25 protein-coding genes are annotated in these 26,519 nt (G+C 68.0%); 7 read left to right on the forward strand and 18 right to left on the reverse strand.

Annotation, left to right across the window (positions count from 1 at the left end; translation table 11 throughout):
* Positions 1 to 46 precede the first annotated feature (46 nt).
* From creC to N4261_RS25890, 3 genes are all read right to left on the reverse strand, one after another.
* On the reverse strand, positions 47 to 1,501 hold the full coding sequence (creC, locus tag N4261_RS25880; protein WP_261758129.1) for a two-component system sensor histidine kinase CreC: 1,455 nt from the start codon (positions 1,499 to 1,501) through the stop codon (positions 47 to 49).
* 7 nt (positions 1,502 to 1,508) lie between these two features.
* Positions 1,509 to 2,198, reverse strand: coding sequence for a two-component system response regulator CreB (creB, locus tag N4261_RS25885; RefSeq protein ID WP_261758131.1), 690 nt, complete (start codon positions 2,196 to 2,198; stop codon positions 1,509 to 1,511).
* Positions 2,199 to 2,280: 82 nt separating this feature from the next.
* Positions 2,281 to 3,045, reverse strand: coding sequence for a helical backbone metal receptor (locus tag N4261_RS25890; protein WP_261758132.1), 765 nt, complete (start codon positions 3,043 to 3,045; stop codon positions 2,281 to 2,283).
* 332 nt (positions 3,046 to 3,377) lie between these two features.
* On the opposite strand from N4261_RS25890, the gene rbp reads away from it, so the two are divergent.
* A complete protein-coding gene (gene rbp, locus N4261_RS25895) occupies positions 3,378 to 3,902 on the forward strand; it encodes an RNA-binding regulator (protein WP_261758133.1) in 525 nt (174 codons plus the stop codon).
* Positions 3,903 to 4,009: 107 nt separating this feature from the next.
* Here the strand turns inward: rbp and N4261_RS25900 are convergent, their stop codons facing one another.
* From N4261_RS25900 to N4261_RS25925, 6 genes are read right to left on the reverse strand one after another with little or no spacing between them, the layout of a single operon-like run.
* Complete coding sequence (locus N4261_RS25900; protein ID WP_261758134.1) at positions 4,010 to 4,783, reverse strand: SDR family oxidoreductase; 774 nt, start codon at positions 4,781 to 4,783, stop codon at positions 4,010 to 4,012.
* A 3-nt stretch (positions 4,784 to 4,786) separates the two neighbouring features.
* Positions 4,787 to 5,497, reverse strand: a complete 711-nt coding sequence (gene lptC, locus N4261_RS25905) for an LPS export ABC transporter periplasmic protein LptC (protein ID WP_261758135.1) — start codon at positions 5,495 to 5,497, stop codon at positions 4,787 to 4,789.
* Positions 5,497 to 6,090 (reverse strand): KdsC family phosphatase, encoded by a 594-nt coding sequence (locus N4261_RS25910; RefSeq protein ID WP_261758136.1) that lies wholly within the window; start codon positions 6,088 to 6,090, stop codon positions 5,497 to 5,499. Before N4261_RS25910 ends, lptC begins: the two co-directional genes overlap by 1 nt.
* The gene (locus N4261_RS25915) at positions 6,090 to 7,079 is read right to left on the reverse strand and encodes a KpsF/GutQ family sugar-phosphate isomerase (RefSeq protein WP_261758137.1); all 990 of its coding nucleotides are present in this window, start codon (positions 7,077 to 7,079) and stop codon (positions 6,090 to 6,092) included. Before N4261_RS25915 ends, N4261_RS25910 begins: the two co-directional genes overlap by 1 nt.
* A 52-nt stretch (positions 7,080 to 7,131) precedes the next feature.
* Positions 7,132 to 8,451 (reverse strand): sensor histidine kinase, encoded by a 1,320-nt coding sequence (locus N4261_RS25920; RefSeq protein WP_261758138.1) that lies wholly within the window; start codon positions 8,449 to 8,451, stop codon positions 7,132 to 7,134.
* The gene (locus tag N4261_RS25925) at positions 8,448 to 9,110 is read right to left on the reverse strand and encodes a response regulator transcription factor (RefSeq protein WP_261758139.1); all 663 of its coding nucleotides are present in this window, start codon (positions 9,108 to 9,110) and stop codon (positions 8,448 to 8,450) included. The genes N4261_RS25920 and N4261_RS25925 overlap by 4 nt, the downstream gene beginning before the upstream one ends.
* Positions 9,111 to 9,433: 323 nt before the next feature.
* Between N4261_RS25925 and N4261_RS25930 the strand changes: the two genes are divergently transcribed.
* Positions 9,434 to 10,117, forward strand: coding sequence for a phosphatase PAP2 family protein (locus N4261_RS25930; RefSeq protein ID WP_261758140.1), 684 nt, complete (start codon positions 9,434 to 9,436; stop codon positions 10,115 to 10,117).
* A gap of 363 nt (positions 10,118 to 10,480) precedes the next feature.
* Here the strand turns inward: N4261_RS25930 and N4261_RS25935 are convergent, their stop codons facing one another.
* Positions 10,481 to 11,752 carry a Glu/Leu/Phe/Val family dehydrogenase gene (locus N4261_RS25935; RefSeq protein ID WP_261758141.1) on the reverse strand — a complete coding sequence of 424 codons (1,272 nt, stop codon included), beginning with the start codon at positions 11,750 to 11,752 and terminating at the stop codon, positions 10,481 to 10,483.
* Positions 11,753 to 12,010: 258 nt separating this feature from the next.
* Here N4261_RS25935 and N4261_RS25940 point away from each other — a divergent pair, with 258 nt between their 5' ends.
* Complete coding sequence (locus N4261_RS25940; RefSeq protein ID WP_261758142.1) at positions 12,011 to 14,008, forward strand: monovalent cation:proton antiporter family protein; 1,998 nt, start codon at positions 12,011 to 12,013, stop codon at positions 14,006 to 14,008.
* 176 nt (positions 14,009 to 14,184) lie between these two features.
* Here the strand turns inward: N4261_RS25940 and N4261_RS25945 are convergent, their stop codons facing one another.
* Positions 14,185 to 16,209, reverse strand: a complete 2,025-nt coding sequence (locus N4261_RS25945) for an acyltransferase family protein (RefSeq protein ID WP_261758143.1) — start codon at positions 16,207 to 16,209, stop codon at positions 14,185 to 14,187.
* 133 nt (positions 16,210 to 16,342) lie between these two features.
* On the opposite strand from N4261_RS25945, the gene N4261_RS25950 reads away from it, so the two are divergent.
* The 4 genes from N4261_RS25950 (at position 16,343) to N4261_RS25965 (ending at position 20,760) form a co-directional block, all read left to right on the forward strand.
* The gene (locus tag N4261_RS25950) at positions 16,343 to 17,077 is read left to right on the forward strand and encodes a histidine phosphatase family protein (protein ID WP_261758144.1); all 735 of its coding nucleotides are present in this window, start codon (positions 16,343 to 16,345) and stop codon (positions 17,075 to 17,077) included.
* A 101-nt stretch (positions 17,078 to 17,178) separates the two neighbouring features.
* Entirely contained in the window at positions 17,179 to 18,441 is a 1,263-nt protein-coding gene (locus tag N4261_RS25955; protein ID WP_261758145.1) for an acyl-CoA dehydrogenase family protein, read from the forward strand.
* Between the two features lie 247 nt (positions 18,442 to 18,688).
* Entirely contained in the window at positions 18,689 to 20,167 is a 1,479-nt protein-coding gene (locus N4261_RS25960) for a sensor domain-containing diguanylate cyclase (protein WP_261758146.1), read from the forward strand.
* A gap of 32 nt (positions 20,168 to 20,199) precedes the next feature.
* On the forward strand, positions 20,200 to 20,760 hold the full coding sequence (locus N4261_RS25965; protein WP_261758147.1) for an adenine phosphoribosyltransferase: 561 nt from the start codon (positions 20,200 to 20,202) through the stop codon (positions 20,758 to 20,760).
* A gap of 86 nt (positions 20,761 to 20,846) precedes the next feature.
* Here N4261_RS25965 and N4261_RS25970 read toward each other — a convergent pair whose 3' ends face one another.
* The 7 genes from N4261_RS25970 to rpmH form a co-directional block, all read right to left on the reverse strand.
* Positions 20,847 to 21,290: a retroviral-like aspartic protease family protein gene (locus N4261_RS25970; RefSeq protein ID WP_261758148.1), complete on the reverse strand. Its 444-nt coding sequence runs from the start codon at positions 21,288 to 21,290 to the stop codon at positions 20,847 to 20,849.
* A complete protein-coding gene (locus N4261_RS25975; protein WP_261758149.1) occupies positions 21,278 to 21,541 on the reverse strand; it encodes a hypothetical protein in 264 nt (87 codons plus the stop codon). The genes N4261_RS25970 and N4261_RS25975 overlap by 13 nt, the downstream gene beginning before the upstream one ends.
* Positions 21,542 to 21,766: 225 nt before the next feature.
* Positions 21,767 to 23,146, reverse strand: coding sequence for a tRNA uridine-5-carboxymethylaminomethyl(34) synthesis GTPase MnmE (gene mnmE / locus N4261_RS25980; RefSeq protein ID WP_261758150.1), 1,380 nt, complete (start codon positions 23,144 to 23,146; stop codon positions 21,767 to 21,769).
* A 365-nt stretch (positions 23,147 to 23,511) separates the two neighbouring features.
* The gene (yidC, locus tag N4261_RS25985; protein ID WP_261758151.1) at positions 23,512 to 25,191 is read right to left on the reverse strand and encodes a membrane protein insertase YidC; all 1,680 of its coding nucleotides are present in this window, start codon (positions 25,189 to 25,191) and stop codon (positions 23,512 to 23,514) included.
* Complete coding sequence (gene yidD, locus N4261_RS25990; RefSeq protein ID WP_261758152.1) at positions 25,188 to 25,505, reverse strand: membrane protein insertion efficiency factor YidD; 318 nt, start codon at positions 25,503 to 25,505, stop codon at positions 25,188 to 25,190. Before yidD ends, yidC begins: the two co-directional genes overlap by 4 nt.
* Positions 25,506 to 25,512: 7 nt before the next feature.
* Positions 25,513 to 26,184, reverse strand: a complete 672-nt coding sequence (locus tag N4261_RS26260; protein WP_435531982.1) for a ribonuclease P protein component — start codon at positions 26,182 to 26,184, stop codon at positions 25,513 to 25,515.
* A 34-nt stretch (positions 26,185 to 26,218) separates the two neighbouring features.
* Positions 26,219 to 26,353, reverse strand: coding sequence for a 50S ribosomal protein L34 (gene rpmH, locus N4261_RS26000; RefSeq protein WP_261758153.1), 135 nt, complete (start codon positions 26,351 to 26,353; stop codon positions 26,219 to 26,221).
* Positions 26,354 to 26,519 lie beyond the last annotated feature (166 nt).

A 26,519-nucleotide genomic window follows, 5' to 3' on the forward strand; every position in this document is an offset into this window, starting at 1 on the left:
CCATCGGTTCATTCGGGAGGCCGCAGTCTGCGAAAGGGCGGTGTGCTCAAGACGAAGTTTGTGAGGCCTCGGTGAAGTCCAGATGCACCCGCAGCCCCGGGTCCGCCGGCTCGAAGTGCAGGCGGGCGCCATGCAGCTCGGCGATCTGGCGCACGATCGCCAGGCCGAGCCCCGATCCCTTGCGCAAGCTGCCCGGCCGCGCCGTGGAGAAGAACCGCTGTCCCAGCTGGGCAAAGGCCGCCGCCGGCACTCCCGGGCCGTGGTCGCGCAGCGCGAAGACGGCGCGTCCGTCCTGCGGCCCCACACTCAGGTCCAAGGTCGACTGCGTCGGCGCGAAGTCCACCGCGTTGCTCAAGAGATTGCTCAATGCCAGCGCCAGCAGCTCCGGATCCGCCTGCACCCGCACCGGCTCGCGCCGCAGCCAGCGCACCGAGAGCCCTTTCTGCTGCAGCAAGTCACCCAGCGGTGCCAGCACCTCGTCCGTCGCCAGATCCAGGCGCACCTCACGCGGATGGGCCGGACCGCGCCGCAGCTCCAGCGTCGACAAGGCCAGCAGCCGCTCGACCAGCTCGGTCATGCGCTCGCTCTGCGACACGACCTGCGCGGCGAAGCGCTGGCGGTCCGCCGGCGCCAGCTCGTCCTGCAGCAGTTCACCGGCGCCCCGCAGCGCGGCCAGCGGACTCTTGAGCTCATGCGTCAGGGCGCGCGCCAGATGCTCCAGGCGTTCGCGACCGTCCAGGCGCTCGCGCATCGCATCCATCGCCTCGGCCAGTTCACCCAGTTCCCCCGGCACCTTGGGCGGCGGCTGACGCTGGCCCAGTTGGACCTCCAGCGCATAGCGTCGCAGGCGGCGCACATTCACCACCAGCCACAGCGTGACCGCCACACCCACCGTCAACGAGACCGCCAGCAGCCCCAGCCCGGCCAGCCAGATGCGGCGCTCCGCGCGGTCGATGAAGCGCTGCACCGTCGCGATCGGCTTGGCCACGGTCACCACGCCCAGGGTCCGGCCATCCACCCGCACCGGCGCGGCGACATACATGACCGGGCTGCCGCTGTCGCCGTAGGCATCGGTGGAGGACCGCGCACCGTAGCCGCCGCGCAGGGTCCGGGCGACGTCGTTCCAGCGGGAGAAGTCCTGGCCTACGGCCGTGCCGCCGGGGCTGCTGTCCAGCACCACCCGGCCGCTCGCGTCAGTGACATAGATGCGGAAGTCCAGACTCTGCTTGCGCAGTCCCCAGATGTGCGCATCCACCGGACGGTCGGCGTAGGCGGTCACCCGCTCGGCGAATCGGCTGCCGGTGAGGTTGCCGCCAGGCGGCATCGCAGCCAGGTCATCCTGCGCGAGCTCCGCCATCAGGTTGGCGGTGTCGACCATGATGTCTTCCATCACCTCGCGCACGCTGGGCTTGACCTCGCCCAGCACCACCCGCAGCAGGATGACCGAGGTCAGGCCTGCAATCAGGAAGAAGCCGAAGAACAGTCGCAGGCCCAGGCGCATCGCTCACCTATTCCAGCGAGTAGCCCAGGCCGCGATGGGTGCGGATCGGGTCCAGCTCCGGTCGCACCTGGCGCAGTTTGGCGCGCAGCGTCTTGATGTGGGTGTCGACGGTGCGGTCGCCGCTGTCGGCCTCGGTGCCCCAGACCGCGTCCAGCAGGCTGTCGCGGGTGTGGATGCGCTGCGGCGCGGCCAGCAACCGCAACAGCAGCCCCAGTTCGCGACGGGTCAAGGGCAGCAACTCGCCATGAAAGCTCACCCGCGAGCCCTCGGCCTCCACCAGGAAGCCATAGCGGTCCGGCGCCGGCGCCGCAGCAGCCGGTGCCTGCGCGCGCCGCAGGAGCGCGCGCACCCGCGCCACCAACTCCCGGGTGCTGAAGGGCTTGGCCAGGTAATCGTCCGCGCCGAGCTCCAGACCGAGCACCTTGTCGGCTTCCTCGCTGCGTGCGCTCAGCATCAGCAAGGGCAGGTGCGCCTGCGGCCCCTGTCGGATCTCGCGGCACAGGTCCAGGCCGTTGCCATCGGGCAGGCCGACATCGAGGATCGCCAAGTCCAGGCCGCCGCGACCCACGACGGCGCGCGCCTCGTGCAACCAGCCGCAGACCTGCAGTTGATAGCCCTCGCGTCCGAGCACGAAGTCGACGGTCTGGGCGATCGCCGGGTCGTCTTCCAGCAGCAGGATGCGGGTTCCGGCGCTCATGGCGCCCCCCTTCGACGCATCCATCGCAGCACCCTCGCAGCATTCATCACGGCCCTCATTGCGGTCCTTGTTGCAGTCCCAGTTACAGTCCGAGTTGCGGCGCCTGCGCCAGCGTGCGCAGATAATCCAGCCCCTCCGCAGCGCGCGGGCCATACCAGCTGATCAGCTCGCCGTCGATCAGGCGAACACGGGCTGTCTGACACAGCGACTGCGCTTCCTCCAGATGAGCCGGCCCGAACGGGAACGGCTCGGAGCTGAGCAGCACCTCGTCGATGTCCGCCAGCCAGGGCTCGTCGCCGGTCAGGACCGGATAGCGGGACGCGCCGGTGGAGCCGCCGTCGACGGGCGGCCAGGTCTGCCAGCCGACTTCGGCCAGCATTCGGGCGATGTAAGTGTCTCGGGCCACAGTCATCCAGGGCGCTCGCCAGATCAGGTAAAGCACACGACGCGCAGGCCAGTCGACTTGTCGGCAGGCCGCCAGCGCCGCCCCCAGTCGTCGGGCCAGCCCCTCGGCGGCCTGACGCAGCGGTGGTACGTCGTCGGCAAAATCCGCCGTCAATTGCGACAGCAAGGTCAGATTGTCTTCCGGCCCGCACGGGTGGGTGACGATCACCGCCGGGACGAAGGCGCGCAGCGCCTCCACCGTCTCCCGACGGTTCTCATCCATGTTGACGATGACATGGGTCGGCGCGAGTGCCCGCAGCTTGCGCAGGTTCACGTCCTTCGTGCCGCCCACCTTCGGGATGCCGGCCACCGCGCCGGCAGGGTGGATGCAGAAGCCGGTGCGACCGACGATCCAGGGCTGCAAACCGAGTGCGATCAGCAGTTCGGTGATCGACGGGACCAATGAAACGACTCGAATCACAGGCGGCTGCCCCCGTAAACGGTGACAAAACGTGAGGATTGCGCTCGATGGAGGTCATTGAGCGGCTGCATCATGGGCGAGTTGGGATCGTTCTTTGCCATGAAGATGACGTGGTCGGAGGAAAATTTCGTCTTCTTGACACCTGCTCGGGGTTTGCTCGCAGAAGCCGAAAAACAACATCCCGGTTGACGCGTTGCGAATCGCCAATCCTGTCACACATAATCAGACGGCCTGAATGCAGCGCCTTCGTATGAGTGGTTCACGATGGGTTGAAGCAGCACATTGGGTTATTTGGTTATTGAAAGGGCTTCCCCATGGGAAACAAGCTATACGTGGGCAACCTCGCTTACAGCGTGCGCGATGAGTCGCTCCAGGAGGCATTCTCGCAATTCGGTACCGTGACATCCGCAAAGGTCATGATGGATCGCGAGACTGGCCGTTCCAAGGGCTTCGGCTTTGTGGAAATGGCATCTGACGCCGAGGCGCAGGCTGCCATCAACGGCATGAACGGTCAGGCCCTCGAAGGCCGTGCGATCGTCGTGAACGTGGCTCGTCCGCGTGAAGAGCGTCCGGGCGGCGGTGGTGGCGGCTTCGGCGGCGGCGGCGGTAGCCGTGGCGGCTTCGGTGGCGGCGGCGGCGGTAGCCGTGGCGGCTACGGCGGCGGCGGCGGTGGTGGCGGCGGCTACGGTGGTGGCGGCGGCGGCGGTAGCCGCGGCGGCTACGGCGGTGGTGGTGGCGGCGGCGGCGGTGGTCGCGGCAGCTACGGCGGCGGCGGCGGCTCCGGTGGTGGCTACGGCGGCAGCCGTGGCGGCTACGGTGGCGGCAGCAGCGGCTACTGATCGCAAGGCCTCACAGGCAGAAAAAGGCGCTCCTCGGAGCGCCTTTTTTCATGGTCGGACGGATGCTGGGGCAACGCGCCCAGTGAACCTCGTCGCGGGTGACGGACCTATTCGCCTTGCCGATGTTTGCGGGGACGACCCGCCAGCAGTCGGTCGAACCAGGCACCGGGCAGGACCCGCATCACGCCGGCCACGACGCCCATCTGCCACGGAATGAAGCGCAGTCGCGCACCGGCGGAGATGGCCTTGAACGCCCGGCGAGCGAAGTCGTCGGGCTTCATCAAAAAGGGCATCGAGTAGCGGTTTTCGCGGGTCAGCGGCGTGTCGATGTAGCCCGGCGCGATGGTGACCACCTGGACGCCGTCAGCCCGGCATTCCCCCCGCAGGCTTTCGCAATAACTGATGACCGCCGCCTTGCTGGAGCAATACGCGCCATGGCCGGGCAGGCCGCGGATGCCCGCGACGCTGGCAATCCCGACCAAGGTGCCCCGACGGCGTTCGCGCATCGGTTGCACGAAAGGCTGGAAGGTGGCCGCCAGGCCCACGTTGTTGGTCGCGTAGATGCGCTGCATCACGGCGAGGTCGTCATAGATCGCCGTGTCCATGCCGATGCTGATGCCGGCATTGGCGATGACCACCTCCGGCAGGCCCTGCTCGGCGATGCAGCGCCGGCCCACCTCGGTGATGGCGTCCACCTCGCTCACATCGGCGCGGTAGATCCGCCAACGCGCGGGATCGAGGGACTGCGCCTGCGCCCACTGGGTGAGCTCGTCGACCCGGCGCGCCACCAGCGCGAGCGACCACCCCTCGCGGTAGTACTGCAGGGCGAGCGCCTGGCCGATGCCGCTGGACGCACCGGTGATGAAGACAAGAGGCGTCATGGGTTATCGGACCGCACTGGCCGCGCGGCCGGGCGCCGCAGCAGCCTTGGCACCACTCGGGGGGTGTGTCGGCTGGGCGCTGAATTGCGCGCGGCCACCGCCGGTGAAGCTGAGCTTGCCGGTCAGGTTGTCGTAGTCAAAGCTGCGCAGCTGCATCTCCCCGCCCAGGCCGACCACGCGGGTGGGCAGATGGGAACGCATCTTCTGCTGCGGGACGAAGGCGTGCAGGAACTCGCCGTACAACGCCAGGTCGGACGCCGCAGCGGGATCGCCATCGGGATACCGATGCAACTTGACGTCGCCCAGCAGCTGGACTTCGCTGCCATCGCCATTCGACAGGCCGCGCTTGGCCTGCGCGATCAGCAACTCGCCCTGCAAGCCGTAGGCGCGCAGTTCCGGTGCATCAATCTCCATCGTGTCGTTGTCCGGATAGTGGCGCAGCTCACGGCCCAGGACCCGCGCCATCAGGCGGCCGTCGCTGGTGAAACGTTCCAGCTCGAAGCCCTGCATGCGGTAGTCCGGCTCATGCTTGGGCGCGGCCCGCTCGCGCGGCGCTTCAAGCTGCGGCGTGCTCTTGATCAGCCACCAGGTGAAGGCCGCGAGCACGGCCATCAGCAGCAGCGGCACATAGCTGGCCAGCAGCGACTGCGCGCGCCACAGCAACGGCTGCACGCGGCGTCGAGGGGCGGTGGGCGCAGGCGCCAACGTCGCCATCAGGCCGTGCCTCCATCCAGGGTTTCCAGATGGCCGTTGAGCAGGGCGGCGTAGCGTCCCGCGGCCATGAGGAGCAGGTCGCAGAACTCGCGCGCCGCGCCATGGCCGCCGGCCGCTTGAGTGATGTAGTGCGACGCGGCCTTGACCTCGGCATGGGCCTGCGCCGGCGCGCAAGCGAAGCCCGCGCGCAGCAGCAGCGGGAGATCGGGCCAGTCGTCGCCGATGGCGGCCACCTCATCCCAGTGCAAGCCCAGGCCGTCAAGCATCGGCTGCGCGGCGGCGAGCTTGTTCTTGGCGCCATAGACCGCATGCGTCAGGCCCAGGTCCGCCACCCGTCGGCGCACCGCCTGCGAGTCCCGACCGGTGATGACGATTGGCACGATGCCGCCTTGCGCGAGCAGCTTCAGCCCGTGACCGTCCAGCGTGGCGAAGGCCTTGAAGGTTTCGCCCTGCTCGCTGAGGTAGATGCGGCCATCGGTCAGCACGCCGTCGACATCGAAGATCGCCGCCTTCAGGCCCAGCGCCGGGCCCTGCGCCTGAAGCAGCAGGTCGGGGGGAAAGCGAAGCGTCGGCTGGAGTTCTCGAACGGCCATCAGATCACCTTGGCACGCATCAGGTCGTTGAAGCCGACCGCGCCTTGCAAACGTTGTTGTTCATCGACCGCCAGGACCAGCGTGATGCGCGCCGACTCCATCAGGTCCGCGGCCTCCACCGCCAGCGCATCCACGGCGACGGTGCGGGGATTCGGGCTCATCACTTCCCCGGCGGTCAGGCTGCGCAGGTCGGTGCCGCGCTCGATCAGACGGCGGAGGTCGCCATCGGTGAAGATGCCGCCGACCTGGCCGTCGTCCTTCACCAGGATGGCGCAACCCAGCCCCTTGCGGGACATGACGCTCATCATCTCCAGCAGCGAGAGGTCGGCCGCAACGCGGGGCAGGGCATCGCCGCTGCGCATCAGGTCGCGCACATGGGTCAGCAGCTTGCGGCCGAGCGCGCCGCCCGGGTGCGAGCGGGCGAAGTCCTCGGCGCGGAAGCCGCGGGCATCGAGCAATGCGACCGCCAGCGCATCGCCCAGCGCGATCTGCGCGGTGGTGCTGGCCGTGGGCGCGAGGTTGAGCGGACAGGCTTCCTGCTCGACCCGAGAATCCAGCACGAAATCTGCATGGCGCGCCAGCGAGGATTCGGGGCGCCCGGTCATGCCGATCAGCTTGACGCCCTGACGCTTGAGCGCCGGGATGATGGCGTTGAGCTCATCGCTTTCGCCCGAGTTGGACAGCGCCAGCACGATGTCGTGTGGCGTGACCATGCCCAGGTCACCGTGGCTGGCCTCGCCCGGGTGGACAAAGAAGGCCGGCGTGCCGGTGGACGCCAGGGTGGCGGCGATCTTGCGTGAGACATGGCCGCTCTTGCCCATGCCCATCACGACCACGCGGCCGCTGCAGGACAGGATCAGCTGGATCACCTGCTCGAAGTGCTCGCCCAGGCGGGGCCCGAGCGCCAGGATGGCCTCGGCTTCCACCGTCAGGGCCTGGCGGGCCACTTCCAGCGCGCGGGAATGGGTCAGGGCGGCATGCGTCGTCATAGTGGGCGTCAGTGTAGCCGTGGCGACTCTGACCGGCCTCACGCCCGGGCGTTCAGGGCGGCGCCGGTCCCAGGCGCAGGGCGACGGCAAAGCCCTGGCTCACCACCGGCAGGTGCAGATCGCCGCCATGGGCCCGCGCGACCAGGTCCGCCATCATCAGACCGAGCCCCATGCGGCCTTCGTACTGCTGCCGCTCCAGCGCATCGTTGAGGTCCTCGCGCTGGAAGTCGGACACCCCGGGACCGTTGTCGTGCAGCACCAGGGTCACGCCACCATCCGGATGCGGATGCAGGTCCAGCTTGATGCGGGTGGCGCGGTGCCGCAAAGCGTTGTCCATCAGATTGATCAGCGCGGCGATCAGCAGATCCGGGTCGGCATGGATGCAGGCGCCGGGCGGCACATCGATCTCCAGGCGCTCGGGCATCTGCACATGGACCAGCAGGTCCGCCACATCCAGCCCCTGCCACTGCAGACGCATGCCGCTGCGGAACAAAGTCAGCAGGGCGGTGACCACGCGGCGCAGCCGATCGGCGGCCTCGCGGGTGCGCTGCAGGCGCTCGCGCTGGTCGGGCGGCGCCTCGCGCAGGGCCATGGCCAGTTGCGCATCCATGCCCGCCAGCGGCGTGCGCAGCGCATGGGCCGCATGCGCACTGAAGGCGCGCTCGTTGGCCACCCGCTGGGCCAGCCGCTGTCCCAGCTCCAGCACCGCTGCCCGGATCTGCACCAGCTCGCTGCGGGCCTGCTCGGGCAGGACCTGCTGGCTGTTGAGCGGGTCGTAATCGGCCAGCGACTCGCTCAGCCGGGCCAGCGGGGCCAGTTCCAGATGGGCGCGGCGGTTCATCCAGAACATGCACAGGCCGCCGACCAGCAGCGCCGAGAAGGCGCTCGCCAATCCCACCCGCGTGCGAACCTCATCGCGCTCGGCATTGGTCTGCGCCACCATCAGCCAACCCGGTCCGGCGGACGTGGACAGCGCGCGGACATGCACGCGCCAGTCGCTCTCGTCGGCTCGGTCGGGGCTGTCGTCGCGCCAGTCGCTGAATCCGGCCGGCAACCGCCAGGCCTTGGTGGGGGCCAACGGCGAGCGATGCAGCAACTGGCCATCCGGACCGATCAACTGCCAGGCGAAATGGGTGCTGAGGTCGTCCGCATCGGAGACTTCCGCCGGCAGGATGGACGGGCTTTGACGCAGCAACTGGCCCAGGACCTGGGAGGACGCTTGCAGGGTTTCGTCGAGCAGTTCATCGACCTCCTCCTGCACCACCAGCCAGACGGACACCCCAGCCAGGACCGCCCAGAACAGGGAGATCAGCAGCAGCTGTCGGGCCAGACGACCGGCGATGGACGGCTTGCGGGCCGGCGCGGTGCTCACCGGGCCTCCGCGCCCAGGCGGTAGCCGAGGCCGCGCACGGTCTCGATCAGCTCGCGGCCCAGCTTGCGGCGCAGGCTGGACACATGCACCTCCAGGGCATTGCTCTGGACTTCCGCGTCGTCCCCCAGCACCTGCAACTCCAGCTCGCGCTTGGGATAGAGCCGGCCGGCGCGCTGGGCCAGCGCTTCCAGCACCGCCCATTCACGGGCGGTCAGCTCGACATGGGCGCCGGCGCGGGTGACGCGCTTGGCCGCCAGGTCCAGCCAGACCTCGCCATGGCGGCGCTGCGAGCTGCTGGCGCCCATGTGGCGCCGGCTCACCGCCCGCAGCCGGGCGGCCAGTTCCTCGGGCGCGAAGGGTTTGACCAAGTAGTCGTCCGCCCCGCCATCCAGGCCTTGCAGGCGATCGGCCAGCAGGTCGCGCGCGGTCAACATGAGCGCCGGCGTCGAGACACCCCGCTGGCGCAGCGACCGCAGCCAGTCCAGGCCCGAGCCGTCGGGCAATTGCCAATCGACCAGCAGGGCCTCGAATTCCTCATGGTGGCGCGGCAGCAGGTCGCCGATCCGGGTGATCCAGGTCACCTCATGGCCTTCGGCTCGCAGGAAGTCCCGCAGGCCGCTTCCGAGCAGTTCATCGTCTTCCAGCAGCAGCAGTCGCATGGCGTGTGGGCAGGGGCGGTGGATCCGACGTCGGCCGCACCGACACGGGCGGACAACGGGGGTTGGTAGAAACGATAGCAGGCCGATTGCCGCCGACTGCCGCACGGGGCGTTGCCGCTCATGAAAGGCGCACGCGATGCGCATTTTGAGGCCGAGTTCAGCTGGACTTCAGCTTTGCTTCAGGGGTTCTTCAGGTCCGGCGGGCCCACTTCACCGTCGTGAAGATGCTCACCTCCCTCTCAGATGCCGCCGCTGGCGCTCATGCGCCTGGCGGGTTCCCGTCGACCGGATCGGTCACGCTGATGCCCCGAACCGGCCGAGCGATGACACTCGTGGCCGTGGGTCTGGCCGCCCTGCTGCTCTGGGACGCGCTGGGCTGGGACTTGGCGGTGGTTCGACTGTTCGGCGATGCCCGCGGATTCGCACTGCGAGACCACTGGCTCACCGCCGGGGTGCTGCATCAAGGCGGACGCTGGATGGCCACCGGCCTGGCGGTGATGCTGCTCGTGAATGCCTTCCGCCCGCTGTGGCCCGGTCTCAGCCGACGCGAGCGCTGGGGTGCGGTGGCGCTGACCGCCGTCAGCCTGATCGTGATCCCACTGATCAAGCAGGGCAGCACCACCAGTTGCCCCTGGGACCTGGCCGAATTCGGCGGCACCGCCCACTATCTGTCGCACTGGCGCTTCGGCCTGAGCGACGGCGGCCCGGGCCACTGCTTCCCGTCGGGCCATGCCAGCGCCGCCTTCGCCTTTTTCAGCCTGTTCTTCATGCTGCGCCGCGCCTACCCGACGCAGGCGCGATTCGCGCTGATCGGGGTGCTGGTGATGGGCTCGCTCTATGGTCTGGCCCAGCTCGCCCGTGGCGCGCACTATCCCAGCCACACCCTGTGGACCGCCTGGATCTGCTGGACGATTGCGGTGGTGGCCTCGCGCCTGATGATGCGTCCGAGGCCCGCGCCACCCGCAGTGGCGCCGGGCGTCGAGCCCGTCTCCGCCTCAGCGATCTAAAGCAACGGATCGATCGGCTCGCCTGATCACCTGATCCAGCGCGTCCAACTCAAGCGTCGACCGCCGCGCCGATCGCGTCAGAAAGCGTCCCAAAGCATTAACACCGTCAACGGCGTCAGTGGCGTCAGTGGCGTCAACGGCGCCGGTCCCACGGCAGTGCCAAGCGCACCAACGGCCCGCCGCGCGTCCTTGGCGGCGCGTGAACTGCGGACTCGCCAAACCCGCGATGCGGATGAATCCGCGCTGAAAATCCGCGCTGCAAATCCGCGCTCCAACTGAAAACGGCCCCCGAAGGGGCCGTTGGCTCTGGTTGCACCAGGCCGCGTGATCACGCGCGGCCGGCCGGCGTCGGCCGTGTGGGAATCAGGGGTACAGGCCGCGCTCTTCGCGGGCTTCCAGCACCCGGGTGCAGGCCACGGTGAAGGCGGCAGTGCGCAGCGGAATGCGATGCTGCTCGGCCGTGTCCCAAATGCCCTTGAACGCGCCGACCAGGATCTTGTCCAGGCGGACATTGATCTCGTCCTCGGTCCAGAAGAACGACGAGAAATCCTGCACCCATTCGAAGTAGGACACGGTCACGCCGCCGGCGTTGGCGATGACGTCCGGCACGACGATGATGCCGCGGTCGGCCAGCACGGCGTCGCCGTCGGGCGTGGTCGGGCCGTTGGCGCCTTCGATCACCACACGGGTCTGCACCCGCTTGGCGCGCTCACCGGTGATCTGGCCTTCCAGGGCGGCGGGAATCAGGATGTCGGACTTCACGTCCCAGAAGTTCTCGTTGTCGATCCGGTCCGCGCCCTTGAAGCCGCCCACGCCGCCGGTCTTGGCGACATGGTCGAGCAGGTCGGTCATGTCCAGACCCTTCTCGTTCAGGATGGTGCCGGTATGGTCCTGCACGGCCACGATGACGGCGCCGTTGGAGGCGAACATCTTGGCGGCGACCGAGCCCACATTGCCGAAGCCCTGCACGGCCACGCGAGCGCCTTCCAGCGGCACGTTCAGGCGGCGCATTGCTTCACGACCGACGACGAACACGCCACGGCCGGTGGCGGCCACACGTCCCAGCGAACCGCCCAGGGCGATCGGCTTGCCGGTGACAACGCCGGTGGCAGTAGCGCCGACGTTCATCGAGTACGTGTCCATCATCCAGGCCATGATCTGGCCGTTGGTGTTCACGTCAGGGGCAGGGATGTCCTGCGTCGGGCCGATGATCATGCCGATCTCGCTGGTGTAGCGACGGGTGACCTTTTCCAGCTCCTTGAGCGACAGCGACTTCGGGTCCAGGCGGATGCCGCCCTTCGCGCCGCCGTAGGGCAGGTTCACCGCGGCGTTCTTGACCGTCATCCAGGCCGACAACGCCATCACTTCTTCCAGCGTCACGTCCGGGTGGTAGCGCACGCCGCCCTTGCCGGGGCCGCGGGTCAGGCTGTGCTGGACCCGATAGCCCTCGAAGTGGGCGATGGTGCCGTTGTCCAGTTCGATGGGGATATCCACGATCAGCGCGCGCTTGGGGCGGCGCAGCGTTTCCACCCAGCGTGCCAGCTTGCCCAGGTAAGGCTCGACGGCGTCGATCTGGGACAGGTAGGTACCCCAGGGACTGTTGCGCGTGGGAGAAACGAAAGACAGATTGGGCATGAAATGCTCCGAAACTTTTGGGTGGCGCGAACGGTACCTCGAAGCCTCGCCGGTCCGCCACGTCCGCCAAAGCCGAGTGCACATGCGGGCATGCAGGCCACGCATAAGGGAGTGAGTGTGCGCCTGCCCCGTGCGCTTTTCCAGCCCCGTTCGGGTCAGACCACCCGGCGTCCGCCCGTGCGGCGCGCGCCCCACAAGCGATCCGCGCACTGACCGGACACGACTGCGCGGACATCGCCGCCCGCTACCATCGCCCACATGCTCAGCGCCCTGGATCTGACCCTGCTCTATCTCGTCGCCGCCGTCCTTGGCGTGGTGGTCTGTCGTTCGCTGAAGCTGCCCCCCATCCTGGGCTATCTGGTGGTCGGGGTGGTGATCGGGCCGAATGCACTGGCGCTGGCCAGCGACGTGCCGGCGGTGCAGCATCTGGCGGAATTCGGGGTGGTGTTCCTGATGTTCGCCATCGGCCTGGAATTCAACCTGCCCAAGCTCCACAGCATGCGGTCGATGGTGTTCGGCCTGGGCTTGCTGCAGGTGGTGGTGACCATCGCCGGCACCATGCTCGGACATGTCCTGCTGCGCTGGGGCTTCGAGATGGCCGGCCGGCCGTGGGACCTGGGTTGGCAAGGCGCGCTGGTGCTCGGTTCGGCCATGGCCATGAGTTCGACCGCGATCGTCGTCAAGCTGATGTCCGAGCGGCTGGAACTGGAGAGCGAGCATGGCCGCCGGGTGATCGGCGTGCTGCTGTTCCAGGATCTGGCGGTGGTGCCGCTGCTGGTGCTGATTCCGGCGCTGGGCGGCAGCGGAAGCGCCATGGCGCAGACGCTGGCCTGGGCCGGTCTGAAGGCGGTGCTGCTGCTGGTGCTGCTGCTCACCGGCGGCCAGCATGTGATGCGCCGTTGGCTGACGCTGGTGGCCCGGCGCAAGAGCCAGGAGCTCTTCATGCTCAACCTGCTGCTGGTCACCCTGGGCCTGGCCTGGCTGACCGAGCATGCGGGCCTCTCCCTGGCGCTGGGTGCCTTCGTGGCCGGCATGCTGATCGCCGAGACCGAATACAAGCATCAGGTGGAAATGGACATCCGTCCCTTCCACGATGTGCTGCTGGGCCTGTTCTTCATCACCATCGGCATGCGGCTGGACTGGCAGACGCTGGTCTACCAATGGCCGCTGGTGATCGTCCTGACCCTGGCGCCCACCGCCGCCAAGTTCGTGCTGGTGGCCGGACTGGCCAAGCTGTTCCGGTCGCCCACTGGCACCGCGCTGCGTACCGGCCTGTACCTGGCACAGGCCGGCGAGTTCGGCTTCGTGCTGCTCACGCTGGGCGCGCAGCACAACCTGATCGCCGCGCAATGGGTCAGCCCGGTGCTGGCGGCGATGGTGATGTCGATGCTGATGACACCGCTGATCATCGAATACAGCGACCGCATCGTGATGAAGCTCTCGGCCAGCGACTGGCTGTTGCAGTCGGTTCAGCTGACCTCCATCGCCAAGAAATCCATCCAGACCGAGGCCCATGTGATCATCTGCGGCTACGGTCGCAGCGGCCAGAACCTGGCCCGGCTGCTGGAGGCGGAGAAGATTCCCTACATGGCGCTGGACCTGGACCCGGATCGGGTCCGCCAAGCCGCCGCCGCCGGCCAGAGCGTGGTGTTCGGCGATGCCGCCCGCCTGCCCAGCCTGATCGCCGCCGGCCTTTCCCGGGCCAGTGCGGTGGTCATCAGCTATCACGACACCCCGTCGGCGCTGAAGGTGCTGCATGAGGTGCGCGGCCACTCGCCCCGGATCCCGGTGATCGTTCGCACCATCGATGACACCGACCTCGAAAAACTGCGCGCCGCCGGCGCCACCGAGGTGGTGCCCGAAGCCATCGAAGGCTCGTTGATGCTGGCCAGCCATGCGCTGGCCTTGGTGGGCGTGCCGATGCGCCGGGTGCTGCGGATTGCCCGCGATGCGCGCGACCGACGCTACGGCCTGCTGCGTGGCTACTTCCACGGCTCCGACGACGACACCGCCGAAGACCGCGACCAGGCGCGGTTGCTGTCCATCAGCCTGCCCGACGCCAGCCCGCTGGTCGGCCAATCGCTGCGGGAACTGGATTCGGCGGCATGGAAGATCAGCATCGTGTCGGTGCGCCGGAAAAACGGGGCGGTGCGCTCCGCCGACGACGACCTGGTGCTGCAGGCCGGCGACACGCTGGTGGTGTCCGGCACCCCGGAATCGCTGGCCCGGGCCGAGCAGGGGCTGCTCGTGGTCTGACGCCCCGCGCCGCTCGCGACGCACGGCAGCGTTCACGGGAATCGCGGCCGATCGGTCGGCGGTCCGTTGGGGTGGTGGTGCTGTCGGGCGGTCGGGCGGTCGGGCGGTTGGGCGGCCGGGCGGTTGCGGCGAAAGGCTGCAGCGCCGCCGCTCGTTCCCGCGAAGCGGCCCCCCGATCACCGTCGATCGCGCACCTGTTCCGCCAAGCCGGCGGACCGGAGCAGGGGCGGAAGCAACAACCGCGAGCCTTCGCGGCTGAGATGTCCCGCATCGCGATACAACGGCACGCCATCCCAGGTCACGTCGCAGCGATCACCGCGGCACAGCTGCGGCTCGAAGCGCAGCACGGTGGCGGTCGTCGACGGCTCGGACAATTCGGTCACGAAACGGTGCTCGGCCGCGCGCCGGTGCAGGTCCTCATCGGCCTCGATCGCGCAGCCGGGCGTGGCGCCGAGCGTCCATCGCCCGGCTTGTTCCCGCTCCAGGCAGGCCGCAATATCGAACGGCGCGGACGGCGGCGGCGCGATGAACACCACGCGTTTGCCCATGGCCGTCAGGCGTTGGACGGTGGTGCGGAGGTCCTTCAGCGCCGCCGCCGCCATGGCATCGCCGCCGCGGATGCGCTGGCCTTCGCCGGTGCGTTGCAACTCGTACTTGGGCGCGTCCAGATATTGGGTCAGCAGGCTCGACAGGACGACGGTGTCGATCTCGGGATGCCGCGTCAGCCAGCTCAGCACCGAGGCATTGAAGGCCGCACATTGCGCGATCCACGGCGGCGCGAAACTGTGTCCTTCGCCGAGTTCCGGCCGCACCGGCGTCACGCCCGGAAACGGTCCGCAGGACGATTTGGTGGCCTGCACCAGGCCGTTCGAGCCGATGGCATCGACCAGGCCGGGCACCAGATGCATCGCGTAGGAGTCGCCCCAGATCAGCCAGCGCGGCGTGCGGGCGCTGCGGCAATCGGCCCGTCCTTCGAAAGGCCCCTCGGCGTCGCAATTGGCGGACAACCCGTAGTTGGGTCGTCGCAGCTCGACGAAATCGACAGCACCCGCGGCCGGCGTCCACAGCTTCAGCGCCCACGCGCCGAGGGCGATCAGCACGGTGCCGCTGATCAGCCAGGCCGCGCCACGGCGCCCGGTGAGCGCATGCTTGGCCGGCCGTTCCACCCCCACATGCAGCCCCGCGGCCAGCACGCCCGCCAACGCCACCGCACCCAGTCGCCACACCCACAGGTGATTGCCCGCCGACGCCACACCCACCCAGGCGTTGTGCAGCATCGCCAGCAAGGGCCAATGCACCAGGTAGAGCGCATAGGACGCATCGCCGATGCGCACCAGGGGCTGCGTCCACCGCGGCACCGAGGCCGATGTGCGCAGCAGCAGCACCAGGGTGGCCAGGTTGACGATCGCCGCCGCCGGTCCCGGATGCGCCGCACCGACCACCTGCGGCGCGGCGGGCACCAGGAGCAGGAGCGCCCAGGCCGGCCACGCCAGCGCGCGAAGCAGGCCTTGGGCGCGGGGACCGGCGAGGCGGTCGGCCAGCAAGGCTCCGATCGATCCCAGACCCAGTTCCCAGGCGCGCGTGGGCAGCAGGTAGAAGGCGGCGCTGGCATCCTGTGGTTGCCACAGCAGCAGCAGCGCCCCACTGACCACGGTCAGCGCCACCAGCATGACCCACCGGGCCGACGAACGGGTGAACACCAGCAGTGCGGGCAGCAGCAGGTAGTACTGCTCCTCCAGCGCCAGCGACCAGAAGTGCAGCAGCGGCTTGAGTTCCGAGGCGCCTTGGAAGTAGCCCGTCTGCTGCCACAACACGATGTTGTTCGCAAAGCCGAGTGCGCCCCAGGTCTGCGAGACCAGGTCCAGTTGCTCGGATCGATTGAGCGTCCATGGCGCGGCCAGCAGGGTGAGGGCCAGCACCCCATAGGCGGCAGGCAGCAGGCGGCGCGCACGTCGTCCATAGAAGGCCGCAAAGGAGAAACGGTCCTGCAGCAAGGCGCGCTGGATCAGGCCGGTGATCAGGAAGCCGGAGACGACGAAGAAGATGTCCACGCCCAGGTAGCCGCCGGTCGCGCCGGGCAGTTGCGCGTGGTAGGCCAGCACCCACAGCACGGCCACCGCCCGCAGGATCTGGATGTCGGCACGCAGGGGCGTGTCAGCGGTGCGGCTGGAAGCGGGAGATGTCGCCAAGGTGTCAGACATGGAAGGCAGGCCAGAGAGGCGGGCAAGGGCGCCGGCTGGGGATCGACCGGGCGCCCTTGGCGCGGCGGGCGAATTGTCAGGCCTGCCGCCTGCGCGACAGAACGAGGTCCCGCCTTGCGCCACACTGCCGCCCATGTTGGACACCTTGCCCCGCAGCCCGCAGCGACGTCGCCTCTACCTGATGCGGCATGGCGCGGTCACCTACTTCGACGGCGCAACCGGTCGACCGGTGCTGCCCGAGCAGGTCTCGCTGAACGAGGACGGTGTGACCCAGGCACGGGCGGCGGGCGACGCGTTCCGGTCGGCCGGCGTGCGGTTCGATCGGGTGATTGTTTCCGGCTTGCCCCGCACGGTGCAAACCGCCGAGCTGGTGCTTCGCCATGCCGATCAGACCGCTCTCTCCACCCAGGTCTGGCCGGAGTGGCAGGAAATCCGCGGCGGGCGTCTGGGTGAGATCCCGCCGGATGAGCTGGTCCAGGCCTTTACCGGCTTGCAGCGCAGTCCGGTCGCAGAGTCGCAGCGCTTCCTGAACGGCGAAAGCATCGCCGAGCTGCTGGACCGCGTCCTGGGTGGCATCGCCAGACTGCGCGCAGATCCGGACTGGGATTGCGCCTTGCTGGTGCTGCATGGCGTGGTCAATGCGGCCATCCTCTCTCATGCGGTCAGCGGCGGCCAGCGCCTGATGCTGGGCAGCTGGGTGCAATCGCCCGCCTGCATCAACGTGCTGGACGTCGGCGAGGGGCCCGGGGACTGGCTGCTGCGCGTGGCCAACTACGCGGCCCTGCAGCCGCTTCATGCGGACGAGCGGTCCACCACCATGGAAGCCCTGTTCGCCCAATACCTCCGCTACCGCAGCCAGCGCGGCTGAGGCGCGGTGTCCGGCCTCCGACTTGCAGCATCCGGCATCCGACACGCCAAACGCCACACGCAGCCACCGTCTTCATTGATTCGCTCACCGGGGAGACCCACATGAACTTCGACTACAGCCCCAAGGTTGACCAGCTGCGCGAACGCCTGCTGGCTTTCTTCGACGACCACATCTATCCCAACGAGAAGCGCTATCACCAGGAGATCGAGGCCAACCGTCGCGCCGGCAATCCGTGGATTCCGACCCAGGTGATCGAGGAGCTCAAGCCCAAGGCCCGCGACGCCGGCTTGTGGAACCTGTTCCTGCCGCACTCCGAGCGGGCGCCGGAAGGCCTTTCCAACCTTGAGTACGCACCCCTGGCGGAGATCATGGGCCGGGTGTACTGGGCCTCGGAGGTGTTCAACTGCTCCGCGCCGGATACCGGCAACATGGAGACGCTGGAGCGCTACGGCACCGAACACCACAAGGACCGCTGGCTGGCGCCGCTGCTGCGCGGCGAGATCCGCTCGGCGTTCCTGATGACGGAGCCGGAGGTGGCGTCCTCGGATGCCACCAACATCCAATGCCGCATCGAGCGCGATGGCGACGATTACGTCATCAACGGCACCAAATGGTGGTCCTCCGGCGCGGGAGATCCCCGCTGCGCGCTCTACATCGTGATGGGCAAGACCAATCCGGACGCGGGCCGGCATGAGCAGCAGTCCATGGTGCTGGTGCCGGCCAACACGCCGGGCGTGACCGTCAAGCGGCACCTGAGCGTCTTCGGCTATGACGACGCCCCGCATGGCCATATGGAGATCGAACTGAAGGATGTCCACGTGCCGGTGGAGAACATCCTGCTCGGCGAGGGCCGCGGCTTCGAGATCGCCCAGGGCCGCCTGGGCCCGGGCCGGATCCACCACTGCATGCGCTCCATCGGCGCAGCGGAACGGGCGCTGGAGCTGATGTGCCAACGGGCGATCGCCCGCACCGCCTTCGGCAAGACGCTCGCGCAGCAGACCGTCACGCAGGAGCGCATCGCCGAGGCCCGCTGCAGCATCGAGCAGGCCCGGCTGCTGACGCTGAAGGCCGCCTACATGATGGACACGGTCGGCAACAAGGTCGCCAAGGCGGAGATCGCGATGATCAAGATCGTCGCGCCCAACATGGCGCTGAAGGTCATCGACTGGGCGATGCAGGTCTACGGCGGCATGGGCGTGTGCGACGACACGCCGCTGGCCTACATGTGGGCGGGCCAGCGCACCTTGCGCTTCGCCGACGGTCCGGACGAAGTGCACCGCAACTCGCTGGCCAAGCTGGAGCTGGCCCGACATCTCAAGCTGCCGGCCGGCTCGGTGGACATGCCGGTGACCCGCGGCAGCTGAGTCGCCGCCGGCCCGACGCCCGCGTCGCCGGCGCCGTGAGGCGCCAGGCGGCCATGGGAGGCGACCAGGGATCGACGGAAGGGCCACGGGGCCCGACGGGAGGGACGCAGGCAACCGCTCCGAAGGGGGGATGATGACGGCGCACCACGTTGTGTCGCCGGAACAAGTCTCCCCCCTCCGGGGCGTATCGCGACGAGGGTGTGGCTGGCTAGGATCGGTCACCTTTTTCCTGCGTCCACCGTCGCCGATGAACCGATTGACCGAAGTCCGGACTTGGCCGCTGCTGGCCTTCGCGTTGCTCGTCGGCCTGCAGGCGGCGGTGCTCGCGACCGGCTTCGGCGGTCATGCGGTGCGCGGCTGGATGACCTGGCTGGGCATCGCGGCGCTGGCCCTGACGGTGGTGCTGGCACTGGTGGTGGTGTCGGCGTTGGCACGGTCCCACGCCCGGGCACGACGGGCCCAGCGCACGCTGGAAGAAGCGATCGACGCGCTGCCCGCCAGCGTCGAGATCTTCGACGACCAAGACCGCCTGGTGGCCTTCAACCGCCGGCTGGTGGAGATCTATCCGCACATGGTGCGGGCCTTCCAGCGCAAGTCCACCTTCGAGGAGCTGGTGGCGGAATCCCTGGCGCGCGGCGGGGTGCCGGAGGCCCGCGGCCGGGAAACCGACTGGCTGGAAGAGCGCAAGCGCATGCGCGGCAAGCAGCCGGCGCCGCTGCTCCAGCGGGTGCATGACGACATGTGGCTGCGCATTTTCGAATCCCGCACGCCGTCGGGCGGCATCGTCGGCGTGCGCATGGAAGTGACCGACCTCATCCATGAACAGCAACGGCTCGCGGCCAGCCGGGCACAGCTCAAAGCCACCATCGAGGCGGCCGGCAACGGCATCCTGACGCTGGATTCCGGCGGGCATGTGCTGGAGGCCAATCCCAGCTGTCAGCAGCTGTTCGGATTCAGCGCGGCGGAGCTGCAGGGAGTGCACATCGGCATGCTGTTCGGCCTGGCGGGCGATCCTGTCGATCCGCAGACCATGCTGGGCGCGCCGCGCGAGCTCTCAGCCCGCCATCGGAGCGGCGACATGCTGGCGCTGCAGGTGACGGTGGCGGAAGTGCGCACGGACACCATCCATCTGTATGTCTGCATCGTCAGCGACTTCACCGAGCGCAAGCGGCAGGAAGAGCGGCTCAAGCGCGCCAATGAGCTGCTGGCGCGCCAGTCCACCACCGACGGCCTGACTGGCGTGGGCAACCGGCGGCTGTTCGACCAGCTGCTGCTGCAGGAATGGCAACGTGGCACCCGCACCGGCCAGCACCTGGCGCTGGTGATGGTCGACATCGACCACTTCAAGCAATACAACGATCGCTACGGCCATGTCACCGGCGACGACTGCCTGAGGCGCGTCGCCACGTTGCTGCGCAGCTGTGTCGGACGCGGCGGCGAGGCGGTCTGTCGATATGGCGGCGAGGAATTCGCGGTCGTGCTGGTGGACACCGACCTGGCGGGCGCGCAGGTGGTGGCCCAGCGGTGCCTGGACAGCGTGCGACTGGCCGCGATCGAGCATGAAGGCTCGCCGGTGCGGCGTTCGGTGAGCCTGTCCATCGGGGTGGCGGCCTGCGTGCCCACGGCGGGCCAGGATCCCCAGAAGCTGATCGAGGTGGCCGATGCGGCGCTCTATCAGGCCAAGGCGGCGGGCCGCGCCCGGCTGATCTGTCAACAGATCGCCTGACCGACCGGCGGCCGGCGCGCGAGAATCGCGCCATGAACCCTGACATCCAAGCCCTGGACGCCATCCCCTTCCTCAGACAGCAGATCCGCACCGTGGCGGACTGGCCGGAGCCCGGGGTGCAGTTCCGCGACATCACGCCGCTGCTCGCCAACCCCCGCGCCTTCCGCGTGCTGATCGACCAGTTCGTGCATCGCTATTTCGACGCACGGCCGGATGCCATCGCCGGGCTGGACGCACGCGGGTTCATCATCGGCTCGGTGCTGGCGTATGAGCTGAACGTGGGGTTCGTACCGATCCGGAAACAGGGCAAGCTGCCATTCACCACGGTGCAGGAAACCTATGAGCTGGAATACGGCAGCGCGACAGTGGAAATGCACACCGACGCGGTGAAGGCCGGTGACCGCGTGCTGCTGATCGACGACCTGATCGCGACCGGCGGCACCATGATGGCCGGCAAGCGCTTGCTGGAGCGTCTGGGGGCGACGGTGATCGAAGGCGCTGCGATCGTGGACCTGCCCGAGCTGGGCGGCTCAGCCAAATTGCGCGCGGCGGGGCTGAAGGTGTTTTCGCTGGTGGATTTCGACGGGCATTGAGCGCCGTTCACGGTGGCCATCGTGTGCCGAATTCACGTGATGCGTTGACGGCGGCGTGCCGCCGCGGTGGCGGCTGCGGCTGCGGCTCAGAACGCCAAGGTGCACTGGTGGCCGGGTCCGTTAAACAAAAACACCGCACGGTCCAACAGATCCCTGCCAATCAGCCCGGCGTACGGTGCTCCGACAAATGGCTCTTGGCGTGCCGTGACCACCAGAGAGTCCACATTCCAGCTCGGCTGCCCTGCCTGGCCTCTGATGGAAAGGGCGAGCTCATACATCCGTACGGGTTTGGTCCCATTCATGGTTCGCGCCCATCCGGCACGGACGTACGGGATACCCCACGGTTCAATCAGCGCTTCATCCAATGCTGAAGTTTCCGCGCCGGTATCGACCAGCATCTTGATCGGCTGGGGGAGTGGCGGCGCCGTGCCACCTGTCGCAGGCAACCTTTGAGCGGCCTCACGGCCAGGGGCGATCAAGACATCGACGATGGGGCCGAGCTGCGACTTGGAGAAGGTCAGAACGGGCATGCCTGATGCCAGTGCATCGCCATCTCAAGGTCCTGGCCTGATATCTGCTGCACCAGGAAACCGTGCTGACCAAAGCGCTCGTACCCATCGGTCAGGGCCTGCTGCTCGGACTCATGCACGCTGACAAGCTGCGCCTCACCGATGAGCGCAAATTTGCCCTCGTCTTGGCTGAGCAACTTGGGCAATTCTTGAAGATAGACCGCTACGTCGTTCTCAAATGCAGATGCTTGTCCTGCCATCCCGATCACCATGTCATTGCCCCTTTCGCCAGAGGCTGTTCGTAAGAGACCAAGCGAACCGGGTTCCGTGAGATCAGAGTCAGAACTTGCCATAGCGCCACTCGCCCCTTCGCTGAGACATCGAGCAATGCACGATGATGTATGACGCCGAACGCCGCGGCGTTGCAGACCCGCGTCGTGCACTGGGATCACCGCTGCGCGCAGCCGGCACGAGGATGGACACGACCAGTGGCCGCTTCATTTTCCGATGCAGAACCGGCTGAAGATCTCACCCAGCAGATCGTCGGCGGTAAAGGCGCCGGTGATCTCCCCCAGCGCCTCATGCGCCATCCGCAATTCCTCGGCCATGAGGTCCAGCGCCGGCGGCGCCGCGGCCGCTTGCTGAAGCGCCAGATCGACATGCTCACGGGTGCGGCGCAGTGCCTGCACATGGCGCTCGCGAGCAATGAACAAACCTTCCGGCACCGCATGCCAGCCAACCTGCTGCAGCAGGCGCTGGCGCAACGCATCCAGGCCCGCGCCCGTCTTGGCTGAGAGCGTCAACGCGCCGTCCGGCAGGACCGGCAAAGTCGCCGGTGCATCGGCCTTGTTGTAGATCTGCAGCAGGCGCGCAGGATCCACGCCCACCAGACGGGCGCGGATCTCGGCATCTTCGGCCTCGTAATCGGCATGACCCACGCGGGTGAGGTCATGCAAGAAAAGCACCACGTCCGCCTCCGCAATCGCGTCCCAGCTGCGGGCCACGCCGATGCGCTCGACCTCGTCCTGGGTCTCGCGCAGCCCAGCCGTGTCGCTGATGTGCAGCGGCACGCCTTCGATCTGGATGGTCTGGCTGAGCTTGTCGCGCGTCGTCCCGGGAATCGCCGTGACGATCGCCAGCTCCGCTCCCGCGAGGGCATTGAGCAGGGAGCTCTTACCTACGTTCGGTTGGCCGGCCAACACCACCTTGATGCCCTCGCGCAGGATGGCGCCTTGTCGACTGCGCTCAAGCAGGCCGTCCAACCGCGCCATCAGGCGACGCAGCTTGCCCAGGGCATCGGCGGCCTGCAGGAAATCGATCTCCTCTTCCGGGAAGTCCAGCGTCGCTTCCACCAGCATGCGCAGCTGGATGAGCGCATCGCGCAATTGGCCCACCTCGCCGCTGAGCGCACCGGCCAGGGCACGCCCGGCGCTGCGTGCGGCGGCCTCGGTGCTGGCATCGATCAGGTCCGCCACCGCCTCGGCCTGGGCGAGGTCGAGCTTGCCGTTGAGAAAGGCCCGTCGCGTGAACTCACCCGGCTCGGCCAGCCGCAGGCGAAGGGCGGGATCGGCCTCCAGACATCGCGCCAGCAGCAATTGCAGGACGACCGGCCCGCCGTGCGCCTGAAGCTCCAGCACATGCTCGCCGGTGTAGGAATGCGGCGCCGGAAAGAGCAGCGCCAGGCCGTGGTCGATGGCCTCGCCGGTCGCGCTTCGGAAGGGCAGGTAGGTGGCCTCGCGCGGCTTCAGCGTGCGGCCACACAGGGCGTCCACCAACGGTGTCAGGTCTTGCGGTGAAGAGACACGCACGATGCCCACGGCACCGCGCCCGGGTGCGGTGGCAATGGCGGCGATGGGATCCTGGTGACGAGACAGCATCCGCAGATTGTCTCGCAGCCGCGAGGCGGCGGTGGGGTGAGGGCTCGCTCCCTTCCGGTGGCGAGGCCAGCATCGCCGGCAGGCTGGCGGCTGGCGGCTGGCGGCTGGCGGCTGGCGAGCCTCGTTCGACATGGGCCGCCCGCCTGCACATGAATGGCGCGGGGTAGGCGCGACGCCGGCTCGCATGCGCCGTCGTCGGGAGCCTCCGGTTCCCGGCACCACAGCACCGGAAAGCGATCCCCGCATGGGCTCATTAAGCGCCGATGCAGGGACGAAAAAAAGCCCCCGGCATGCGGGGGCTCATCGAGCGGTGTGAAGAATCACCGGGGACGGCCGCGAACGCATCGCGGCCCGCCCCAGCCGGTTTACTTCATCACGCCAACCTGGCGGTTGATCATCCACTGCTGGGCGATCGACAGGATGTTGTTCACCAGCCAGTACAGCACCAGGCCGGACGGGAAGAAGAAGAACATCACGCTGAAGGCCAGCGGCATGAACCACATCATCTTGGCCTGGACCGGATCGGCGGGCTGCGGATTCAGCCAGACCTGCAGCAGGCTGGAGGCGGTCATCAGCAGCGGCAGCGGACCGATCGGCGCGCTCAGGATGTGGCCGAACAGGCTGTCGGGCTTGGACAGGTCATGGATCCACAGCACCCACGGCGCGCCGCGCATCTCGACGCTGGACAGCAGCACCCAGTACAGCGCGATGAAGAACGGCATCTGCAGGAAGATCGGCAGGCAGCTGCCCAGCGGATTGATCTTCTCTTCCTTGTAGATGCGCATCATCTCCTGCTGCATCTGCTGCGGCTTGTCCTTGAAGCGCTCGCGCATCTGCTGGATGCGCGGGTTCACCGCCTTCATCTTCGCCATGCTGCGATAGGCGCTGGCATTGAGGCCGTAGAACGCGACCTTCAGCAGGACCACCAGCATGATGATCGCCCAGCCCCAGTTGCCCAGCAGCGAGTGCAGCATGTCCAGCAGCCAGAACAGCGGCTTGGACAGCACCTTGAAGATGCCGTAGTCCTTCACCAGTTCCAGGCCCGGGGCCAGCACTTCGAGCTTCTTCTCTTCCTGCGGCCCGACGTACAGCTGGTTGTCCAGCTTCGCCGAGGCACCCGGTGCCACCGTGGCGAAGTTCATCACCATGCCGGCCGAGTAAAGGTTCTCGTTGAGCGGCTTGACGTTGAACTCGCGCGGACCCGCTTCGGTGCGCAGCCAGGCGCTGACGAAGTAATGCTGGACCATCGCCACCCAGCCGTCGTCGGCCAGCTTCTCGTATTCGGCCTTGCCCTTCTTGAGGTCGTCGAACGCCAGCTTGTGGTACTTGGCCTTGTCCGTGTAGAGCGCCGGACCGGAGAACGAGGCCGGGGCGAAGGACGGACCGGTGTGGTCGATGTGACCGTCGCGCACCAGCTGCAGGTAGAGCTGCGGCGTGACCGCGGCGCTGCCGGTGTTGGTCACCTCGTGCTGCACACCGATGGCGTAGTCACCGCGCTTGAAGGTGTAGGTCTTGGCCAGCTTGACGCCGCCTTGTTCACCTTCGAGACGGAAGGTCAGCGTGTCGGCGCCGTCCTTGAGCTCACGAGGACCGTCGACCAGGGTCAGCACGGTCTGGTCGTTCGGCGCGCCGGCGACATTCAGCAGACCCGAGCGGGCGCTGTATTGGCGGATCGGATCGAGCACCACCACATGGCCGCTGGGATGGGTGTCATCGGCATGCTTGAGCAGCTCGACGCGCACCAGGCTGCCGCCGCGGGTGTCGATGGTGGCCTTGACGACGTCGGTCGTGATGTCCACCAATTGGCTCTGCACTGGGGCGGGCGCCGAAGCGGCCGTCGAGGCGGCCCCCGCTGCAGACGCGGAACCGGCCACGGGCAAGGCCGAGGACGGGCCCGACGCTGCAGACGCGGCGCTGGCGGCGGTCTGGGCAGGCGCGGGATGGAACATCGACGCTTGGCCGTTGTGCCGCTGCCAGCCGTCCCACAGAAGGACCAGCGACATGGTGAACACCACCCACAAGATGGTGCGGCGTATATCAGTCATGGGGAAGCTTTTGATTTGGCGGTTGAGGTGGCCCGACCCGGCCGGCATCCGGTGAGGCGGGTGAACAAGCGGGGCGGATTGTCGGGCACGGGATCATGCCCGCCCAGGCAGAACGGATTGCAACGCAGGATGCGTGCGGCTGCCAGATAGGTGCCGGCGGCCGCGCCATGTTGGCGCAGCGCCTGCATGGCGTAATTCGAGCAGCTTGGGCTGTAGCGGCAGTCTGCCCGCAGCCACGCGCTGAACAGCAGCTGATAGCCGCGCACCATTCCCATCAGCAGCCGCGTGGCCAGACGGGGACGATCGCTGCTCATGAGGGCCTCAGCCCGCCGCCGCTGGCGCTCGCGCCAGCTTGCGGGTCAGTTGCAGAAGTTCGGCGCGGGCAGCCGCACGCAGCGCGTCCGAGGACGCGCTGGGGAACTGCTTGCGATCGAAAGGCATCCTCAGCCGCACTACCCACAGGCCAGGCGGCAGGTCCGGCAGCTCGCCGAACACGGCGCGAATCTGACGCTTCAACAGCCCCCGGGTGACGGCACGCTTGGCGTGACGCTTGGGCACGACATAACCCAGCCAGGCGCGGTCGGGCGCAGGCGGGGGAAGGTCGTGGGGGGGCTGAGCAACGGTGCGCGCGCAAGCGGGGGGCAGAGGCGCCGCAGTGGCGCCCACGGCCGTCGGTTCAGCGGATTCAGCGGATTCAGCGGATTCAGCGGATTCAGCCATTGCAGCATCCACCATGAACAACGCCGCGGTCAAAGCCGCGGCGTGGGTGGGATCGCGCACGTCATCCACAGCCTGCGGATGAAGTGGTGCCTCGCCTGTGGACAAGTCCGCCTTTGAATCGGCTTGGGCGTCAGCCGCCACGGAGGGCAGGCGACGCTTGGGCTGCGACGGGCTCGCGACCACATGATGCACGGCAAAGTGCGCGCTGCGTGCACGGCTGGGCGTGCCCAGCACACGCTCGAAATCGGCCGATCGCACGATGCGGCCGATCACGATGCTTGCGGAAGTCAGATCGTCAGGAGGACGCTCAGACGGCCAGGCGCTTGCGGCCCTTGGCGCGACGAGCAGCGATGACGGCGCGGCCGCCGCGGCTCTTCATGCGAACCAGGAAGCCGTGGGTACGGGCGCGACGAGTCTTGGAGCCTTGGTAAGTGCGTTTCATGGTGAACCTCTTTCGGAACTGTCGAATGCCGACGACGGCATTGCTGATGACATCGGGGTGACGTCTGGATCGCCCCCTTCATCGATGTCCGATCACCGCCGCAGCACCTGCCATCATGCGTTCATCGACGATGGATCGATGACCGATGAAGGCCGGCCTGCATGTG

The organism is Roseateles amylovorans, assembly GCF_025398155.2.
Classification (GTDB): domain Bacteria; phylum Pseudomonadota; class Gammaproteobacteria; order Burkholderiales; family Burkholderiaceae_C; genus Roseateles; species Roseateles amylovorans.

Excerpts from the sequence above, each read along its gene's own strand:
- creC (WP_261758129.1), bottom strand. The coding sequence starts at position 1,501 with ATGCGCCTGGGCCTGCGACTGTTCTTCGGCTTCTTCCTGATTGCAGGC.
- creB (WP_261758131.1), bottom strand. The coding sequence starts at position 2,198 with ATGAGCGCCGGAACCCGCATCCTGCTGCTGGAAGACGACCCGGCGATC.
- rbp (WP_261758133.1), top strand. The coding sequence starts at position 3,378 with ATGGGAAACAAGCTATACGTGGGCAACCTCGCTTACAGCGTGCGCGAT.
- N4261_RS25900 (WP_261758134.1), bottom strand. The coding sequence starts at position 4,783 with ATGACGCCTCTTGTCTTCATCACCGGTGCGTCCAGCGGCATCGGCCAG.
- lptC (WP_261758135.1), bottom strand. The coding sequence starts at position 5,497 with ATGGCGACGTTGGCGCCTGCGCCCACCGCCCCTCGACGCCGCGTGCAG.
- N4261_RS25910 (WP_261758136.1), bottom strand. The coding sequence starts at position 6,090 with ATGGCCGTTCGAGAACTCCAGCCGACGCTTCGCTTTCCCCCCGACCTG.
- N4261_RS25915 (WP_261758137.1), bottom strand. The coding sequence starts at position 7,079 with ATGACGACGCATGCCGCCCTGACCCATTCCCGCGCGCTGGAAGTGGCC.
- N4261_RS25925 (WP_261758139.1), bottom strand. The coding sequence starts at position 9,110 with ATGCGACTGCTGCTGCTGGAAGACGATGAACTGCTCGGAAGCGGCCTG.
- N4261_RS25930 (WP_261758140.1), top strand. The coding sequence starts at position 9,434 with ATGACACTCGTGGCCGTGGGTCTGGCCGCCCTGCTGCTCTGGGACGCG.
- N4261_RS25935 (WP_261758141.1), bottom strand. The coding sequence starts at position 11,752 with ATGCCCAATCTGTCTTTCGTTTCTCCCACGCGCAACAGTCCCTGGGGT.
- N4261_RS25940 (WP_261758142.1), top strand. The coding sequence starts at position 12,011 with ATGCTCAGCGCCCTGGATCTGACCCTGCTCTATCTCGTCGCCGCCGTC.
- N4261_RS25945 (WP_261758143.1), bottom strand. The coding sequence starts at position 16,209 with ATGTCTGACACCTTGGCGACATCTCCCGCTTCCAGCCGCACCGCTGAC.
- N4261_RS25950 (WP_261758144.1), top strand. The coding sequence starts at position 16,343 with ATGTTGGACACCTTGCCCCGCAGCCCGCAGCGACGTCGCCTCTACCTG.
- N4261_RS25955 (WP_261758145.1), top strand. The coding sequence starts at position 17,179 with ATGAACTTCGACTACAGCCCCAAGGTTGACCAGCTGCGCGAACGCCTG.
- N4261_RS25960 (WP_261758146.1), top strand. The coding sequence starts at position 18,689 with ATGAACCGATTGACCGAAGTCCGGACTTGGCCGCTGCTGGCCTTCGCG.
- N4261_RS25965 (WP_261758147.1), top strand. The coding sequence starts at position 20,200 with ATGAACCCTGACATCCAAGCCCTGGACGCCATCCCCTTCCTCAGACAG.
- N4261_RS25970 (WP_261758148.1), bottom strand. The coding sequence starts at position 21,290 with ATGCCCGTTCTGACCTTCTCCAAGTCGCAGCTCGGCCCCATCGTCGAT.
- N4261_RS25975 (WP_261758149.1), bottom strand. The coding sequence starts at position 21,541 with ATGGTGATCGGGATGGCAGGACAAGCATCTGCATTTGAGAACGACGTA.
- mnmE (WP_261758150.1), bottom strand. The coding sequence starts at position 23,146 with ATGCTGTCTCGTCACCAGGATCCCATCGCCGCCATTGCCACCGCACCC.
- yidC (WP_261758151.1), bottom strand. The coding sequence starts at position 25,191 with ATGACTGATATACGCCGCACCATCTTGTGGGTGGTGTTCACCATGTCG.
- yidD (WP_261758152.1), bottom strand. The coding sequence starts at position 25,505 with ATGAGCAGCGATCGTCCCCGTCTGGCCACGCGGCTGCTGATGGGAATG.
- rpmH (WP_261758153.1), bottom strand. The coding sequence starts at position 26,353 with ATGAAACGCACTTACCAAGGCTCCAAGACTCGTCGCGCCCGTACCCAC.